The sequence below is a fragment of the Paenibacillus sp. FSL R5-0527 genome (genome assembly GCF_038008055.1).
Classification (GTDB): domain Bacteria; phylum Bacillota; class Bacilli; order Paenibacillales; family Paenibacillaceae; genus Fontibacillus; species Fontibacillus macerans.
In genome coordinates this window covers 7197947-7214855 of record NZ_JBBOYI010000001.1, presented here as the reverse complement: position 1 = coordinate 7214855, position 16909 = coordinate 7197947, and the positions used below count along the sequence as shown (strand labels likewise).

14 protein-coding genes and 1 pseudogene are annotated in these 16909 nt (G+C 42.0%); 13 read left to right on the top strand and 2 right to left on the bottom strand.

Annotated elements, in window-relative coordinates:
- The first annotated feature begins 2 nt into the window (after nt 1-2).
- The 9 genes from NYE69_RS32540 (at nt 3) to pseC (ending at nt 9672) form a co-directional block, all read left to right on the top strand.
- A complete protein-coding gene (locus NYE69_RS32540; protein ID WP_124333329.1) occupies nt 3-1073 on the top strand; it encodes a LuxE/PaaK family acyltransferase in 1071 nt (356 codons plus the stop codon).
- The gene (locus NYE69_RS32535; RefSeq protein ID WP_124333330.1) at nt 1070-2275 is read left to right on the top strand and encodes an acyl-CoA reductase; all 1206 of its coding nucleotides are present in this window, start codon (nt 1070-1072) and stop codon (nt 2273-2275) included. The genes NYE69_RS32540 and NYE69_RS32535 overlap by 4 nt, the downstream gene beginning before the upstream one ends.
- A 38-nt stretch (nt 2276-2313) precedes the next feature.
- On the top strand, nt 2314-3036 hold the full coding sequence (locus NYE69_RS32530) for a cytidylyltransferase domain-containing protein (RefSeq protein ID WP_124333331.1): 723 nt from the start codon (nt 2314-2316) through the stop codon (nt 3034-3036).
- Nucleotides 3037-3110: 74 nt separating this feature from the next.
- Complete coding sequence (gene pseG / locus NYE69_RS32525; RefSeq protein WP_124333332.1) at nt 3111-4199, top strand: UDP-2,4-diacetamido-2,4,6-trideoxy-beta-L-altropyranose hydrolase; 1089 nt, start codon at nt 3111-3113, stop codon at nt 4197-4199.
- A 15-nt stretch (nt 4200-4214) separates the two neighbouring features.
- The gene (gene pseI, locus NYE69_RS32520) at nt 4215-5261 is read left to right on the top strand and encodes a pseudaminic acid synthase (RefSeq protein WP_036619341.1); all 1047 of its coding nucleotides are present in this window, start codon (nt 4215-4217) and stop codon (nt 5259-5261) included.
- A 57-nt stretch (nt 5262-5318) separates the two neighbouring features.
- Nucleotides 5319-6662 (top strand): DUF4910 domain-containing protein, encoded by a 1344-nt coding sequence (locus tag NYE69_RS32515; RefSeq protein ID WP_213509730.1) that lies wholly within the window; start codon nt 5319-5321, stop codon nt 6660-6662.
- On the top strand, nt 6659-7456 hold the full coding sequence (locus NYE69_RS32510; RefSeq protein ID WP_124333333.1) for a formyltransferase family protein: 798 nt from the start codon (nt 6659-6661) through the stop codon (nt 7454-7456). Before NYE69_RS32515 ends, NYE69_RS32510 begins: the two co-directional genes overlap by 4 nt.
- A gap of 29 nt (nt 7457-7485) precedes the next feature.
- Complete coding sequence (locus tag NYE69_RS32505; RefSeq protein WP_213509731.1) at nt 7486-8433, top strand: dTDP-glucose 4,6-dehydratase; 948 nt, start codon at nt 7486-7488, stop codon at nt 8431-8433.
- Nucleotides 8434-8475: 42 nt separating this feature from the next.
- On the top strand, nt 8476-9672 hold the full coding sequence (gene pseC, locus NYE69_RS32500) for a UDP-4-amino-4,6-dideoxy-N-acetyl-beta-L-altrosamine transaminase (protein WP_213509732.1): 1197 nt from the start codon (nt 8476-8478) through the stop codon (nt 9670-9672).
- A gap of 51 nt (nt 9673-9723) precedes the next feature.
- Here the strand turns inward: pseC and NYE69_RS32495 are convergent, their stop codons facing one another.
- Nucleotides 9724-11601 (bottom strand): glycosyltransferase, encoded by a 1878-nt coding sequence (locus NYE69_RS32495; protein ID WP_213509733.1) that lies wholly within the window; start codon nt 11599-11601, stop codon nt 9724-9726.
- Between the two features lie 152 nt (nt 11602-11753).
- On the opposite strand from NYE69_RS32495, the gene rfbH reads away from it, so the two are divergent.
- From rfbH to NYE69_RS32475, 4 genes are read left to right on the top strand one after another with little or no spacing between them, the layout of a single operon-like run.
- Nucleotides 11754-13301 (top strand): lipopolysaccharide biosynthesis protein RfbH, encoded by a 1548-nt coding sequence (rfbH, locus tag NYE69_RS32490; protein ID WP_213509734.1) that lies wholly within the window; start codon nt 11754-11756, stop codon nt 13299-13301.
- Nucleotides 13302-13313: 12 nt separating this feature from the next.
- Complete coding sequence (gene rfbF, locus NYE69_RS32485) at nt 13314-14117, top strand: glucose-1-phosphate cytidylyltransferase (RefSeq protein WP_270619510.1); 804 nt, start codon at nt 13314-13316, stop codon at nt 14115-14117.
- The gene (gene rfbG, locus NYE69_RS32480) at nt 14107-15189 is read left to right on the top strand and encodes a CDP-glucose 4,6-dehydratase (protein WP_036619351.1); all 1083 of its coding nucleotides are present in this window, start codon (nt 14107-14109) and stop codon (nt 15187-15189) included. The genes rfbF and rfbG overlap by 11 nt, the downstream gene beginning before the upstream one ends.
- 18 nt (nt 15190-15207) lie before the next feature.
- Nucleotides 15208-16095: an NAD-dependent epimerase/dehydratase family protein gene (locus NYE69_RS32475; RefSeq protein ID WP_270619509.1), complete on the top strand. Its 888-nt coding sequence runs from the start codon at nt 15208-15210 to the stop codon at nt 16093-16095.
- A 52-nt stretch (nt 16096-16147) separates the two neighbouring features.
- Here NYE69_RS32475 and NYE69_RS32470 read toward each other — a convergent pair.
- A pseudogene (locus NYE69_RS32470) lies at nt 16148-16343 on the bottom strand (fibronectin type III domain-containing protein); the annotation flags it as partial.
- Nucleotides 16344-16909 lie beyond the last annotated feature (566 nt).

Below are 16909 nucleotides of genomic sequence, written 5' to 3'. Positions count from 1 at the left end.
TCATGTGCTATCCCTATAACCTGTATAAAGAAGCGAAGCAGCAGCTGCTGCTGACTGGATTAAATGAGCTTACTTTGCATCATACAGAGAACAACGCGGCATACCGTGCAATGCTTGAAAAATCGGGTTTTCAGCCGCAAAATCATCTTCTCGAATCAGTCCCTTATTTGACCGTACAGCTATTTAAGCTGATGGACCTGGTTTCTGTCCCGCAGGAGAACATCGTGAAGGTGTTAACCTCAAGCGGAACTACAGGTCAGCAGGTATCCAGGATTCACCTGGACAAAGAGACAGCCGCGCAGCAATCCAAGGCATTGGTAGAGGTGATGAAGCCGCTGCTTGGGACTCAGCGCCTGCCAATGATTATATTGGATACGAAATCCGTGCTGAAGGACCGGCGTTCGTTCAGTGCTCGTGGAGCGGGTATATTAGGGTTTGCCAACTTTGGCAGGCAGCATTTTTATGCTCTGCATGATGATATGTCCGTGGACTGGGATGGCCTGGCCCAATTTTTAAACAAGCATGAAGGCAGCAAAATTCTGCTGTTCGGATTCACTTATATGATTTGGAAGCATGTGTATTTGGAAGCCAAACAGAAGGGGATCGCGATCGACTTTGGCGACAGCTTGCTGATTCATGGCGGAGGCTGGAAGAAGCTTCAGGATGAAGCGGTGGATGCCGCTACGTTCAGATCTGAATTGGGTCGTGTGCTGGGCATTCGCCGAATTCATAATTATTACGGTATGGTCGAGCAGGTAGGCTCGATCTTTGCAGAGTGCAAGCACGGTCACTTGCACACTCCTAATTATGCCGACGTCATCGTCCGGGACCCGATCAGCTTTGCTCCGCTGCCGTATGGACAGCAGGGTTTGATTCAGGTGCTGAGTCTGCTGCCCAAGAGCTATCCGGGCCACAGCTTGCTAACGGAGGACCTTGGAGTCATTCACGGCGAAGATGATTGCCCATGCGGCTGGAGAGGGAAATACTTCAGTGTGGCGGGCAGAATCCCCAAGGCTGAGCTAAGAGGCTGCAGTGATACCTATGCGTTCGGACAAGGGGGACGTAAGGCATGACGAAGAGATTTTTCTTTCCGCATGAACAAGGAGAGCAGGCCCTGCAGCAATTGTCGGGCAAGCCGCCGCTGCCCCCATTCCACCAGGTAGTGCTGGATTTTGTACAAGCCTTGTCGCAACGTTTTGTCAAAATGCGCCAGTACCCGGAAATCGTGGCTCTAGGATTTTGGATGCGCAAAGCGAATATGAAAGCCATTGAGCAGCAATGGGAGCAGGATACAAACGGGCGGATCATGAAAGCAAGAGGGACCGTGTTCCATATTGCACCGTCTAATGTGGATACCATCTTCATTTATTCCTGGATGCTGTCTCTATTGGCAGGTAACCGCAACATTATTCGCTTGTCCAGCAAGGATCAGCCGCAGCAGCATGCTTTGCTGCAAGCGATCCTTGAAGAGCTGACACAGCCGGCTTACCAAATGCTTGCTGAGCGGAATGTTATTCTAACGTATGAGCATAACGATCAAACGACAGCCGAGCTTAGCGGAATTTGTCATGTTCGTGTGGTATGGGGAGGCGATGAAACGGTAAAGGCTGTACGCCGCGTTCCGCTTTTACCGGTGGCTAGTGAACTGGTGTTTCCTGATCGTTTCTCGCTGTCTCTAATAAAAGCGCAAGCTATTATTGAATTAGAACAAGCAGCTTTCGTGCAACTCGTTCATCAATTTTATAACGATGCCTATTGGTTTGATCAATTGGCCTGCTCTTCCCCTAGGCTGATCGTATGGGACGGAGAACATGAGCAGGTTGAGCGAGCGCAGGACAGATTTTGGCAGCTGCTTGAGCAAGTGCACGCGGCTAAAGCCTCGGAGCTGCTTCCGGCGCTGCAGGTGCAGAAGCTGACGACAGGCCTATGGCTGTCTGCAGAGCAAGAGGCGATTCGGATGAATAACCGCCCTGCCTTTGCCAGAGTCATGTTCAATCAGGTCACGGCGGAAATCAGGGAGCGTCATTGCGGCGGCGGCTTTTTCCTGGAGACGGTTGTGAACGAACTGTCCGAACTGGTCCCCATGTTGAATGACAAGGATCAGACGTTATCCTATTTCGGTTATGACAGGGAGGAATTACTGGAACTGGCCGCCCGCATTCATGCTCGGGGCATTGATCGTATCGTCCCGATCGGCAAGGCGCTGGACTTTCATGAGATATGGGACGGACAAAGCTTTTTACGCTCGTTTACGCGAGAAATTGTTATTATATAATAGGTTGAAACGATACAGAAAAAGGAAGTGCGCAGCCTATGAAAACAATCGTGGTTATTCAAGCAAGAATGGGTTCCTCGCGATTGCCGGGAAAAATCTTAATGCCGTTAGGCGATCACGATAATTTGTACTATGTAACATCCCGCTGCAAAAGTATTCGCGGGGTCGATGAGGTGATTGTGGCTACTTCGAGGTTACCGCAGGATGATGCGGTGGAGCAGTGGTGCAGCAAGCACCAGATCGTCTGCTGCCGCGGCTCGGAGGAAGATGTATTAAGCCGCTATATGGAAGCGGCTCGGCCCTACCAGCCCACTTATGTTGTACGAGTCACAGCCGACTGCCCCTTTGTCGACGTGGAGATGGCGGAGGACATGATTCGTCTAATCCAGCAGGAGCAAGTCGATATCGTCGATCTGGGGGCTGTTTTGCCTAGGGGGCTTGCTGTCGAGGCGATTTCCTACCCCGCATTGCAGATGATAGATAAGCATGGACATGAGCCGCGCCACAGGGAGCATGTGACCTATTATGCTTATGAATATAGGGAGCAATTCACCAGAGCGGTGTATCATCCTCCTGTGAACCGGCTGCATCCTCAGCTTCGCATCACGCTCGATACAGAGGAAGATTACGCATTAATCTCTGCGGTGGCAAGACATTTCAATGATCCTTACATCTCCAGCGCAGAGGTCATTCAATACTTGCTGGACCATCCTGAACTTGCTAGCCTCAATGCTCACGTGGAGCAAAAGCCAGTCGTATGAACAATCACAGGCTAAATATATTAATTCGAACCGTCTGTTTAAATGCTCATATTAAACAAAAGCGGGTGGTATAGTTGGAAGATACCGTACTTATCCGGGCAGATGCTTCGGAGGAAATCGGGACTGGACACGTGATGCGATGTTTAGCTCTGGCGGATGAATTGCAACGTCATGGTCATCAGTCTCTGTTTATCTGCCGGGCGCTTAAAGGACATATGGCGGAGTACATTAAAGCCCGAGGATTTAAGGTTTATGTGATGGAAACGCAAGATCCTCTATCTTTGGAAAATATGGTGTTTGATGTTCAGTTTACTGCCGATATCGCTCTAAATTTAGAAGTAAAGCCTAAATGGATGATTGTTGATCATTACGGAATAGACGAGCAGTGGGAATCCAGAATCCGCCCTTACGTAGAAAAGCTGCTTGTTATTGATGATTTAGCCAATCGTAGGCATCATGCGGATGTTCTGCTGGATCAGAACTTAGCCAGAAACCCGGAGGTTAGATATCGTGATCTTGTACCGGATAAGTGCAAATTGCTGCTTGGACCATCCTATTTGTTGCTTCGGCCGGCATTTTACACAGAACGCCGGAAGTTAAAGGAAAGGACAGGGCAAATACACAGGCTGCTAATGTTCTTCGGAGGAAGCGACCCTACCAATGAAACGGCAAAAGCGATTGATGCGTTAAAAGAACTTTCGCTGTACGATCTAACAGTTGATGTTGTGATTGGTCATTCTCACCGATTTAAAGAAGAAATCAAGCGAAAATGTGAAACGATGGATCGTCTCACTCTACACATACAGATCGAGTATATGGCCGAATTGATCGCTGCCGCTGACTTTGCACTAGGGGCCGGTGGTGTCGCTATGTGGGAGCGATGTTACCTCGGTCTGCCTTCATCCGTCACTGTAGTGGCTGATAATCAACTGGAGGCTGCGCGTTTAGCCAATCAAATGGGGGTTATTTGGAATTCCGGGTGGTATGGGCAAATGAATTCACTAAAATATGCCGATATTTTAAAGAGAGCTATAGGTGCTCCTGAGGAGATGAGGGCTATGAGCAATCGCTCCCTGGAGTTGATGAACAGCCATGCCGAGACTAGTGGCAGTCAAGTTATTAAGGAACTTTCTTTCGCTGCTCATTTTAATGACTTTCAATAGGACAGGGTGGGATTCATGAAATTTCAAATCGGTAATCGGTGGATTGGTAAAGATCAAAAGCCATTTATTATTGCAGAAATGTCCGGTAATCATAATCAATCGCTGGACCGGGCGCTGGCCATTGTGGAAGCTGCCGCCAGAGCCGGGGCCGATGCGTTGAAGCTGCAAACTTACACGGCGGATACGATGACCCTGGATATTCATGAGGGGGATTTCTTTATCGAAGATCCCAATAACTTATGGAGTGGTTCGTCACTCTATAACTTGTATCAAGAAGCTTATACCCCGTGGGAATGGCACGAACCTATATTTAAAAAATGCGCCGAATTGGGCTTAATTGCATTTAGTACCCCATTCGATGAGACGGCGGTAGATTTTCTGGAGAGTTTAGATGTTCCAGCCTATAAAATAGCTTCATTTGAGAATACGGATATTCAACTTATTCGGAAGGTTGCGGCCACGGGAAAACCGCTTATTATATCCACGGGTATGGCTTCTATAGCCGAGTTGGATGAATCCGTTCGGGAGGCAAGAAATGCCGGCGCAAAGCATATCGTGTTGTTGAAATGCACAAGCACTTATCCTGCCTCGCCGAATAATACAAACATATTGACCATCCCTCATATGGAGCAACTGTTCAATTGCCAAGTCGGCATTTCCGACCATACCATGGGCATCGGCGTTTCAGTGGCAAGCGTTGCTCTTGGAGCCACAGTGATCGAGAAGCACTTCACCCTCAGCAGAGCTGAAGGAGGGGTTGATTCCGCTTTTTCACTTGAGCCTGATGAGTTGCAAGCATTGGTGGTTGAATCCGAGCGGGCCTGGCAGGCTTTAGGTACGATCACTTACGGGGCAACGAATCAAGAGCTCCCATCATTAAAACACCGCCGTTCTCTTTATATTTCCCAAGATGTAAAAAAGGGAGAAGCATTAACAAAAAACAATGTAAAGGCTATTCGGCCAGGCCTAGGATTACCGACGAAATATTTAGATCATCTCTTAGGAAAATCGGTAAAAAAAGATATAAAAAAGGGTACTCCTTTAACGTGGGATTTATTTTAGAATCTCAATATAATTATGGATTTCTGATAGAAACGTTTAGGCTGGAGTTGATTGGACTTGGGTGAAAATGAGATTGCCGAAATGGACGAGTTGTTTGATCGTTTGTTTCCGATATGCCGAAGTATAACCGGGGCGGGTTTGCGCGAAACTTTGAATATTTTGTCGGAGTATATTCCGCTTGAAAACTTTGGAGTAAAGTCGGGGACTGAAGTTTATGACTGGACGGTTCCTAAGGAATGGGTTATCAAAGAAGCTGTTTTGACAGGGCCGGACGGAAATACGGTTGTTGATTTTAAAGATCATAATCTTCATGTCTTGAACTATAGTGCAGCAGTCAATAAGGAAATGGAATTGGAAGAATTGCAGGAACACCTTTTTTCCATCCCGGCACTGCCAGAGGCTATTCCTTATGTAACTTCTTATTATAAAGAACGTTGGGGATTTTGCCTTCCGCACAAAGTAAGAGAAAATCTCAAGCCGGGAAAATACCGTGCTTATATCGATAGCGAATTTATAGACGGGGAATTAAATTATTCCCATGCTATTTTGCCAGGAAAGAGTAAAAAGGAAGTGCTGATTAGCGCGTATGTTTGCCATCCTTCTTTAGCGAATAACGAGTTAAGCGGGCCGATTGTATCAACTTTCCTATATAAACGACTGGCTAATCGTCCTAGAAGATTTACTTATCGGTTTGTTTTTCTTCCCGAAACGATTGGCAGTATCAGCTACTTGCATCGTTTTGGTGAAGAAATGCGGTCCAAGATATACAGCGGTGTCGTACTCACCTGTTTGGGCGGCACTTCATCATTAAGCTATAAAATGTCGAGAAAAGAAGATGCTCCAATCGACTTAATATGGAAACATCTAAATCAGTTTCATGTGCTGGAAGGAGATACTAGGCCGTTTACTCCGATTCATGGATCGGATGAGAGACAGTACTGTTCCCCAGGGTTTAACTTTCCGGTTGGGCAAATGGCCAGAAGTGTCTATGGGACTTATCCCGGTTATCACAATTCTCTGGATACCAAAGAAACGATGACGATTGAGGCGTTGCACAAAAGTGTAAATGAATTAGAACTGATGATTGAGGCTCTGGAGTGGGATGGATATTATATCAATAATTCCCCGTTTGGCGAAGTCAAGCTGGACAAACATGAGCTGTACCCTGATTTAAACGCTGCCGGGACGGGTATGGGGCTTTCGACTAATCAATTAAATGACAACAGAGTACAGTTATCGCGGATCTTAATGATTCTCAACTATTCTGATGGAGAACATTTACTAAGAGATATCGCTGAAAAATGCCAGTGCAGCATTTTAGAACTTGTACCTATCATAAACTTATTATTGGAGAAAAAAATCATCTCGGGACCATTTGACGAGAGAGGAGAACTATATTGAAACTGTTGTTATTAACCGGCTCACATCCCCGTCACCTATATGTTGCGCAGAGCTTATATAATGCCGGATATTTAACCTCTCTTATTATTGAGCAACGTGAAGAATTCCTTCCCTTGCCGCCGGCTAACATAGAAGAGAGAGATAAGAAGTTGTTTTTAAGGCACTTTCAAGATAGGGAACGGACGGAGCACCAAGCCTTCGGCGAGATTGACTTATCAAACTGGACTGTCCCGGTTCTGTACGTTAATACATCCGAATTAAACGGGCCGTCTGTGATGGATTGGGTTGCTAAATATGATCCCGATGTTGTAATCAGCTATGGGGTTCATAAACTGAATGACGAGGTGCTGCGATTATTTCCCCAGTATTCTTGGAATATTCATGGCGGCTTGTCTCCATGGTATCGTGGGAATACTACTTTATTCTGGCCATTTTATTTTATGAAGCCCAACTGGGCGGGAATGACCATACACCGTCTAACTTCGAAATTGGACGGCGGGGGGATCATTCATCATTCTGTGCCGCATTTAAATTACGGCGATGGGATACATGATGTGGCCTGCAACGCGGTAAAGCAAACTGCGATTGACTTGATAGAAATTTTAAAGAAAATTTCTTTAGGGGAAGACATTGTAGAAGTACCGCAAAAGAGCAGCGGTAAGTTGTTTACTTCGGCGGATTGGGAGCCTTATCATCTTCGTGTAATTTACGAGTTATATGATAACAATATAGTAGATCTCTATTTGGACGGGAAGCTTGGAAATACGTCCCCTCCACTGGTGCGTGCTTTTTGAAGAATTCTATTTTAAGGAGTTTCTAACCTATGAACATCTTACTTACCGGCGGCGCCGGATTTATCGGGCGTTGGGTTGCCAAACGCCTTTTGGATGAAGGCCACAATCTTTGGATTTTGGACGATTTGTCCAATGGGCGGGAAGAAAACATCCGCGAGCTTCACGGCCACCAAGGATTTAAACAGTTCATCAAAGGAACGATTTTGGACGAGCGGTTGCTCAGCGATTTATTTGGCCAGCATAGGTTCGATATTTGCTACCATCTCGGGGCTTCCATCAACGTCCAGGATTCGATCGACGACCCGCGAACAACGTTTAATAATGATACGGTCGGCACGTTTTATATTCTGGAGCAATGCCGCAAGTATAATACCAAGGTTGTATTCATGAGCACTTGTATGGTCTATGATCGGTGTAATGACGACACCGGTATCACCGAACTGCATCCGACAAAGCCGGCCTCGCCTTACGCCGGGGCCAAGGTTGCCGCCGAAAATATGGTTCTCTCCTATTATTATGCCTATGGATTGCCAACAGTGGTCATTCGCCCATTCAACACCTACGGTCCGTTTCAGAAGACCGGCGGTGAGGGCGGTGTGGTTGCTATTTTCATCAAAAATGAATTGGATGGAAAAGAGCTCCGCATTTACGGAGAAGGCACACAGACGCGCGATCTTCTTTATGTGGAGGATTGTGCAAATTTTGTCGTTTCGGTTGGTTTTTCCGATGCCGTTAACGGGGAGATCGTGAATGCCGGATTGGGACGGGACATCACGATCAACGATTTGGCGTTGCTTATTGCGGGAGATCCTTCGCGGATCAGGCATGTGGAGCATATTCACCCGCAAAGCGAAATCCAGAAGCTGCTGTGCAATTCGGAAAAAGCCAAGCGCCTGCTCGGTTGGGAGCCGCTTGTAACGCTCGAGGAGGGAATTGCTCGGACGCGCGAGTGGATTCGATCCGGTGGATTAGATTAGCAACTGGTATAATTTGCATTTTAAGGAAGAAGGGAATGCGGAATGTCAAAGGAACACAGATCCAACCGGCCGGTTCGCGCTACACTGCTGCCTTATGGGCAGCAATGGCTGGACGAACAGGATATTGAAGCGGTGGTTAAGGTGCTGCGGGGCGATTTCGTAACCCAAGGGCCGGCCATTCAAACTTTTGAACGAAAGGTCGCCGAATATGTCGGAGCCAAATATGCGGTGGCTTTTGCCAACGGCACGGCTGCGCTTCATGGCGCCTGTTTCGCGGCAGAGATCGGCCAAGGCGATGAAGTGATAACGACGCCGATCACTTTCCTCGCTAGCAGCAACTGTGTGCTTTATCAAGGTGGAACGCCGGTTTTTGCAGATATCGACATGGATACGTACAATATCGATCCGGCGGAGATTGAGTCGAAAATAACCGAACGAACCAAAGCGATTATAGCGGTTGACTTTACGGGGCAGCCGGTTGAAATCGACCGCATCTCGATGTTGGCGCATGATCGAAACCTCGTTTTGATTCAGGATGCCGCGCATTCGCTGGGGGCTACTTACGCCGGGCGAAAGATAGGCTCCTGGGCCGATATGACAATGTTTAGCTTCCACCCGGTCAAGCATGTTACAACCGGCGAAGGCGGTATAATTACGACGGACAATGAGCGCTATTATGAGCGCCTGCTGTTATTCCGCAGCCACGGGATGACCCGGGAACCGGAAAAATTAACGCGGACGGACGGACCGTGGTATTACGAGATGCAGGAACTGGGCTACAATTACCGGATGACCGATATGCAAGCGGCGTTGGGCGCAAGCCAGATGGACAAGCTCGATGATTTTATTGCAAGAAGACGGGAAATCGCCGCAACCTATAATGAATTTTTCTCCACGCTGCCTGGCCTTGTCGCTCCTAAACAGCATCCTATGGCCGAGTCCTCATGGCATCTGTACGTAATTCGCTGGTTGCCGGAGTATTTTGCCGCAGATCGAAGAGAGATCTTTGAGGCGCTTCGTGCAGAGAATATCGGTGTAAATGTACACTATATTCCTGTCTATTTGCAGCCTTACTACAAGGGACTTGGTTATTGCTCAGGTTTGTGTCCTAACGCGGAGACATATTACAATACAGCCATAACATTGCCGCTCTTTCCGAAGATGACGGACAAAGATGTGGCGGATGTGATGGCAGCGGTAAAAAAGGCATACGATCTATTTTTGAAGCAATCTGAATGAAAAAAGGATCTTGAAAAAGATCCTTTTTGAATAGATTTTTTGAATTAGTATTTAAATTGATTTTTTAAAGTGCTCATAATATTGATTAATTATGTTTAGATCGTGTCGATAATATTCATCATTATTATTGATGTTAGTTTTATAGAAGCTTTCTTGTGAACAGAAATTATACGATTGTTCGTATAATTTTTGGGTGTCGGTATTTGTTCTTTTATAATAAGCATTTATTGAAATTGTGGTTAGAAACAAAGTTTTCACGCAAAGTCGGAGGTACATTTCCCTATGTAGGCCGGGATCCTGACTACAGATCTCTAAATCACTAAAAATCCGGGTAAATCCTTCGTGCTGCTCCAATCGACCTTCAATTGTTGCATAATAAGGCATTACAACCTCATCATTTATGTTCAGCGAATCGAATTCAGATTTCTCAGCACTTCCTTCGTTTACTAGAATGAGATCTGTACTCTCTACATTTCCATATTGACATAATAGCAGCTCCCAGAACATGTGAGGATACCAGAAACATACACTATTATTCAGTTTTTCTTTAATGTATTCGATTCCGTTATATTTTTTGAGGAGTTTATTATTAAAAATAAGGCCGGACATATAATTAGATGATAACATAAAGTTTAACAAGGCTTCTTTTCCTGGAGCTGCAACTAAATTTGATAGCTGGTACTGTGTAGAAGATGAAGTTCTCATCACAGATACAGTATCTTTTGAAGCATATAATTTATTCATGATGAAATGTAAGGTATCAAAGTTAATTAAATCCTCATCACTTAATAATAAAATAAATTCCCCACTTGCCAATTCGCAGGTTTTGCAACAGTTATTGGCAAATCCTTGATTTTCTTCAAAGGCAAAATATTTTAATCTTCCGTCTCCAATTTCCTTAATTTTATCATAATACGCTTTTGTTTCATTTTGTGTTCCATTATTAGACAGAATAATTTCTATTTCCTCATCATAGTTGGATTGCAGCAAATGAATTATATTTTCATAAGCTCTTTTCCCTCTGTTGTAACTAGGAATACAAATACTGAGTAAAACTTGATCTCCCTTTCGATTTTCTTTAAGAATCCGGGTGTTATGAATTTCGTCTAAAATTTGTTGAGGCATTGAATTTTTATCAGAAAGGTTAATGATATTTCTTGGGAGAAATAAATTAGAGTTCGAAAGATACTCACTGAAACGATTAAGATTATCAAATATTAATACATTAGATATAGTTTCGGTATTTAACAATGCACCTTGCAGACATGAAAAGAACTTTTCAATGTCCCTTATTACGACATAGGTTTTCTTATTTCTCTTTTTAACAGCATTAGTATATGTCAAGACATTACTCCAATTCCAATCCTCTAGTAACAAATAATCTGCAAAGGCATCTGAGGTCGGCAGTGATTGTAGTTGCTGATAATTATATAGTGTTATTTTTTCTTGTATAAGCTTTTGTTTTTTATTATATAAATAGTATTCATTCGGAATACCATTGGGGAGAAGCCAAAATGGCAATTCATCAAAAGCTACAGTTTTTTCGAGATTTATGTATTTATTCCATTGTAAAAACTTGATATTAGCTTCATAAAGGGTTTTAAATTCATTTAAGTTAGGCTCGACAAAAGCTTCTAAAAGTATTTTTTCTAAATCATCTTTTGAGTATCCATATTTCTGAGCTTTTATTAGCATCTTAAAAAACTCATTGAATTCTGACACACTAAACAAAAAATAAGCAAAAGAGATGAAAGCTTTGGCTTTATATTGACAATCAATATCTTTGTATTCCGTACTTTCTATCTTTTTTACAAGATTAATATATTCTGAATATGCTGCTTCAACCAATTCATTAGCTAACAGATCATCTATTTTTTGTAGATCTTGATCGATCTGTTGAGTCAGCCCGGATAGTTCTTTTTTGGTCATCTTCGTTCAGCACCTTTTTTTATATTTGATTAAATTATAGCATTAATATTAGTGGTTGATTTATGTTTATTTATAACGATAACATGCCGATATGATAGTATTGATACTTTTATATTTTAAAAATAGGTAAGGCCAAAAGGAGTGCCGTAATAATGGGGAATATCGTCTTAGTTAAGAGCGTTAATAGCTATGTAGTTATTACTAATAAACAACTGATGTACGGCTATTTGTTATCCAAAAATTCACCTGAAGATTTTTCAAATACTTATAACCTGAAAATTAATAATTCTAATTTTGATTTTCCGCTATATCTGGATATACGCAAAAAAATTAGTTTGAACTCGGAAGATATTGAAATATATTCAGACATAAGCAGGAATGAACTTGAAAAGATTATGAGATTAGAAATTTTGTACAATGTCGAAAATTATCATAATTTGTTCCATTTGGACAAAAAGATTGATAAAAATTCCGCTCCAATAGTATATGGAGGCAGGGTCTACGATGAACAAGAAATGAGGAATCTTGTCGATTCTTCTTTGGATTTTTGGCTTACTGCTGGTAGATACCATAAGCAATTTGAAAAAGAATTCGCCGAGTATTTGGGAGTAAAATATGCTTTGTTAACAAATTCCGGATCATCAGCAAATTTATTGGCTATTTCAGCTTTAACTTCTCCTAAATTAAAAGAGAAGCGCATCATACCGGGTGATGAGGTTATTACTGTAGCAGCAGGTTTTCCTACTACAGTTGGCCCCATTGTTCAAAACAAAGCTGTTCCGGTCTTTATTGATGTCGAGCTAGGAACATATAACATCATTGCAGAGCGTATCGAAGAGGCTATTACACCAAAAACAAAAGCGATTATGATTGCCCATACCATGGGCAATCCATTCGAACTGGACAAGGTGCTGGAAGTTGCCAATAAATATGATCTATGGGTCGTTGAGGATAATTGCGATGCTTTAGGATCTATTTATAAAGGCAAATTAACAGGAACACATGGCCATATTGGAACGTCCAGTTTTTATCCTCCTCATCATATGACGATGGGGGAAGGTGGAGCAGTCTATACTAATAATGCACTATTGAAGACTATTATAGAATCGTTTAGAGATTGGGGGCGGGATTGCTGGTGCCCTTCAGGTTGTGACAATACATGCGGTAAACGGTTTGGTTGGGAATTAGGTTCCCTGCCGTATGGTTATGACCACAAGTACACTTATTCCCATATAGGATACAACTTGAGAGTCACAGACATGCAGGCTGCTGTTGGGGTGGCGCAATTGAAGAAAGTTCCTGACTTTGTTCAAGCTAGAAAAAATAATTTTAATCGGTTGTACCAGGGATTAAGAGATTTAGAAGAATACTTCATCTTGCCTAGAGCAACTGTTAACTCAGATCCAAGCTGGTTTGGCTTTATATTGACAGTTCGTGATGGAGCTGGATTTACCAAGAATGAGATCGTTAATTATCTTGAAGAAAACCGGATTCAAACACGCATGCTCTTTGCTGGAAATTTAATTCGCCAACCTGCGTACCAAGGCGTTAACTATAGAGTACACGGGGACTTAACCAATACGGATAAGATATTGCATGATACGTTCTTAGTAGGGGTTTATCCAGGACTAACAGATGCAATGATCAATTATGTAATCGAAAAGATAAGAGAATTCGTTCTTTCAAAAAATGCTAACTAAGGGGTCCTTGTTGTGAAAGTAGTTATTCTTGCAGGCGGATATGGGACTAGAATAAGCGAAGAATCTCATCTTAAACCTAAACCGATGATCGAAATAGGGGAGCGGCCGATTTTATGGCATATTATGAAGCATTACTCTTATTATGGGTTTAATGATTTTATCATTTGCTTAGGTTACAAAGGTTTCTACATTAAAGAGTATTTTGCTCACTACTTTTTACATGAATCAGATGTGACCTTTGATTTTCAAAATAACAACCAGCTCATTACTCATAATCATACGGCTGAACCTTGGAAGGTTACTTTGGTTAATACCGGTTTAGATACAATGACCGGCGGCAGGGTGAAAAGAATTCAAAAGTACATAGGAAATGAGCCATTCATGCTTACCTACGGCGATGGGGTGTCAGATGTCAATATATCTGAGTTGGTTGAGAGCCATAAGCTTTATGGAAGACTTGCAACGGTTACCACGGTACAGCCAAGTGGGAGATTTGGTGCACTTACTATTACGGCAAGTAATGAGGTTAAAGGTTTTCAAGAAAAACCCAAAGGTGACGGCGCATGGATTAACGCAGGCTTTTTTGTTTTGCAGCCGGAAGTCTTCAACTATATATGTGATGACACTACTGTTTTTGAAAAGGAACCATTAGAAGGATTGGCTAAAGACGGTGAATTGATGAGTTATAAACACGAAGGGTTTTGGCAACCTATGGATACAATGAGAGATAAGAATCTTCTTGAAGAGTTGTGGAAAACAGGGAAAGCCCCGTGGAAAACATGGGACTTGGATATGGTGACGAACAATGGCGAATAAAAACTTTTGGCAAGATAAGAGGGTATTTTTGACCGGGCACACTGGTTTTAAAGGGTCTTGGTTATCGTTGTGGCTAACACAATTAGGTGCCAAAGTAACAGGATTCTCTTTGCCGCCCTCCACAAAACCTAATTTATTTGAAGTGTGTAATATTGAATCGCTTATAGAAAAAAGCGTTATTGGCGACATTAGGAATTTTGAGTTGTTAGAGCAATCAATGAAAGAAGCCAAACCGCAAATTGTTATTCATATGGCGGCTCAACCGCTTGTTAGTGAATCATATATTAACCCGGTTGAAACATATATGGTAAACGTTATGGGCACCGTTAATTTGTTAGAAACGATCAGAAGAATTAATAATGGGAATGAAATTAAGGCTGTTGTAAACGTAACTACAGATAAGTGCTATGAAAATAAGGAATGGTTCTGGGGATACCGCGAAAATGAACCCATGGGCGGTTACGATCCTTATTCCAGTAGTAAAGCTTGCTCCGAGCTGGTTACGGCTTCTTATCGGAATTCTTTTTTTAATGCTGAAAATTATGAAAAACACGGTGTAGCCATAGCAACCACAAGAGCAGGCAACGTTATCGGTGGCGGAGATTGGGCCAATAATAGACTCGTACCCGATATAATGAAGTCTTTATTAGAGAATACTCCCATTATAGTAAGAAATCCTGACTCCATTAGACCATGGCAACATGTTCTTGAACCATTGGGTGGATATTTATTACTCGCAGAAAAACTGTATCTGTATGGTAGTGAGTATGCGGAACCTTGGAATTTTGGGCCAAATGACGATGATGCTAAAACCGTTCAGTGGATTGTTGAAAGATTTTGCTCCAGATGGAATGGAAATGCAGGTTTCCAAATAAGACGCGATAATCAATTTCATGAAGCGCATTATTTGAAACTTGACTGTTCAAAAGCCAAGTATAAGTTGGGATGGGCCCCTAAATGGTCCCTGGAACAATCCATTGAAAAAATCATTGATTGGAATTATGCTTACATGGATAAAAGAAATATGCAAGAAGTTTGTGAGAATCAAATTCTTGAATACAGCAGCCTATAAAATTTGAGGATTGAGCCAATGAGAATTCTTGTAACTGGCGGAACAGGTTTCGTAGGAAGTCATCTAGTCAAAGGGCTACTGGATGATCATCATCATGTAATTATATTGAAAAGAAGTTTCTCGGATACCTATCGAATTGACAGCATTTTAAACAAATCCGTGTCGTATGATATCGATAAAATTGCAATTAATAATGTATTCGCTAATGAATGTGTAGATGTTGTTATCCATGCAGCAACATCTTATGGCGGCAATGAGTCTTTAAGTGAACAAATAGAGAGTAACGTTGTTTTCCCCATGAAGTTACTAGAGAACGCTATTGAGCATAAAGTACAAGCTTTTATTAATACGGATACTTTTTTTAATAAACCTGCTCATCAGAACTATAATTATCTTAGTTCATATTCAAAAACAAAACGATATTTTTTGGAATTAGCCGATATATTTAGGGGGAAAGGAGATACGAAATTAATAAATGCTCGTTTAGAGCATGTCTATGGACCAAATGACAATCCCAATAAATTTACTATTAATACAATCACTCAATTATTGAATAATATACCCTCCTTGGAACTAACTCTTGGAGAGCAAAAGAGAGACTTTATATCGATAGACGATGTGACTTCAGCGTATCGATACATAATAAATAATTTACATCTTTTTTCGGATTTTTATAACGAGATAGAAATCGGCAGAGGAGTAAGTGTATCAATAAGGCACTTTATCGAGTCGGCTCATTTTTTAACCAACTCTAGTACCCAACTACTATTCGGTGCTTTACCTTATCGAGAATCGGAAATTATGGATTCCTACGCAAATACTTCAAAATTAAAAGAGATGGGCTGGAGTTGGAATGATGGAATCGAGGAAGGAATAAAAAAAATAATCAATGTTATTCATTTGTAAAATTGTATTCATTCACTTTAAACTATAGAATCTTATCGAAGATAACTTAATCCTATCTCGCAGAGAACGGACCTTTATTGTTACCATGCTTATTAATAGCAAAAGATACAGCCAATACTGTCCCTGACCCAGTTTGTTTATTCTCATACAAAGTTATAAAATCGTTTAACCTACTACATCGAGAGTTCTTTCTCAAGTCCAGTGTTCATAGTAACGACGAGGATAGCGCGATTACCAATAGGATGTTCCAGTTCTGTATTTTCATTTTTCGTTACTATAACATTTTAACAGTTTTAAAAGCAACTTAGTTTTGTAAAATTCGAAGATTAGTCTTATGGTATCTATTTATTCATGCACAAATTTCCTTCTGCCGCCTTTACTTGGATTCTGTCCCTTCAACGCATGCTGGAGCTTCAACGAGAACGTTTCAAGAAACATGGATTCTTTAGTTACAAAGTTAGGTGGATATTTTATAGCAAAAAAAAGTCGTAAGTAGGCCTTTCTCCCAGTGAAGGTCTATTTCTGGATCATTCCGAAGCTGCCCACTTTTATAGCGATTCTTTGTATCAGGGGATCGGGTGTAACCGATCCCTTATTATCTTATTGCCGCACTCCAAAAATATACAAAGATCCAATTTTATACCCTAAAGTTGTACCATTTTTTCCCGGATCACTTCTTGATAATATAATGGAATATATCTCATTAAATGATAATAAAATGATTATATTACTTATTATGATATATTATATATGGAATTGTTTGGACGAATTATTATGTATGATTTACCATATAAGAGTTTTTAAATTATTATGT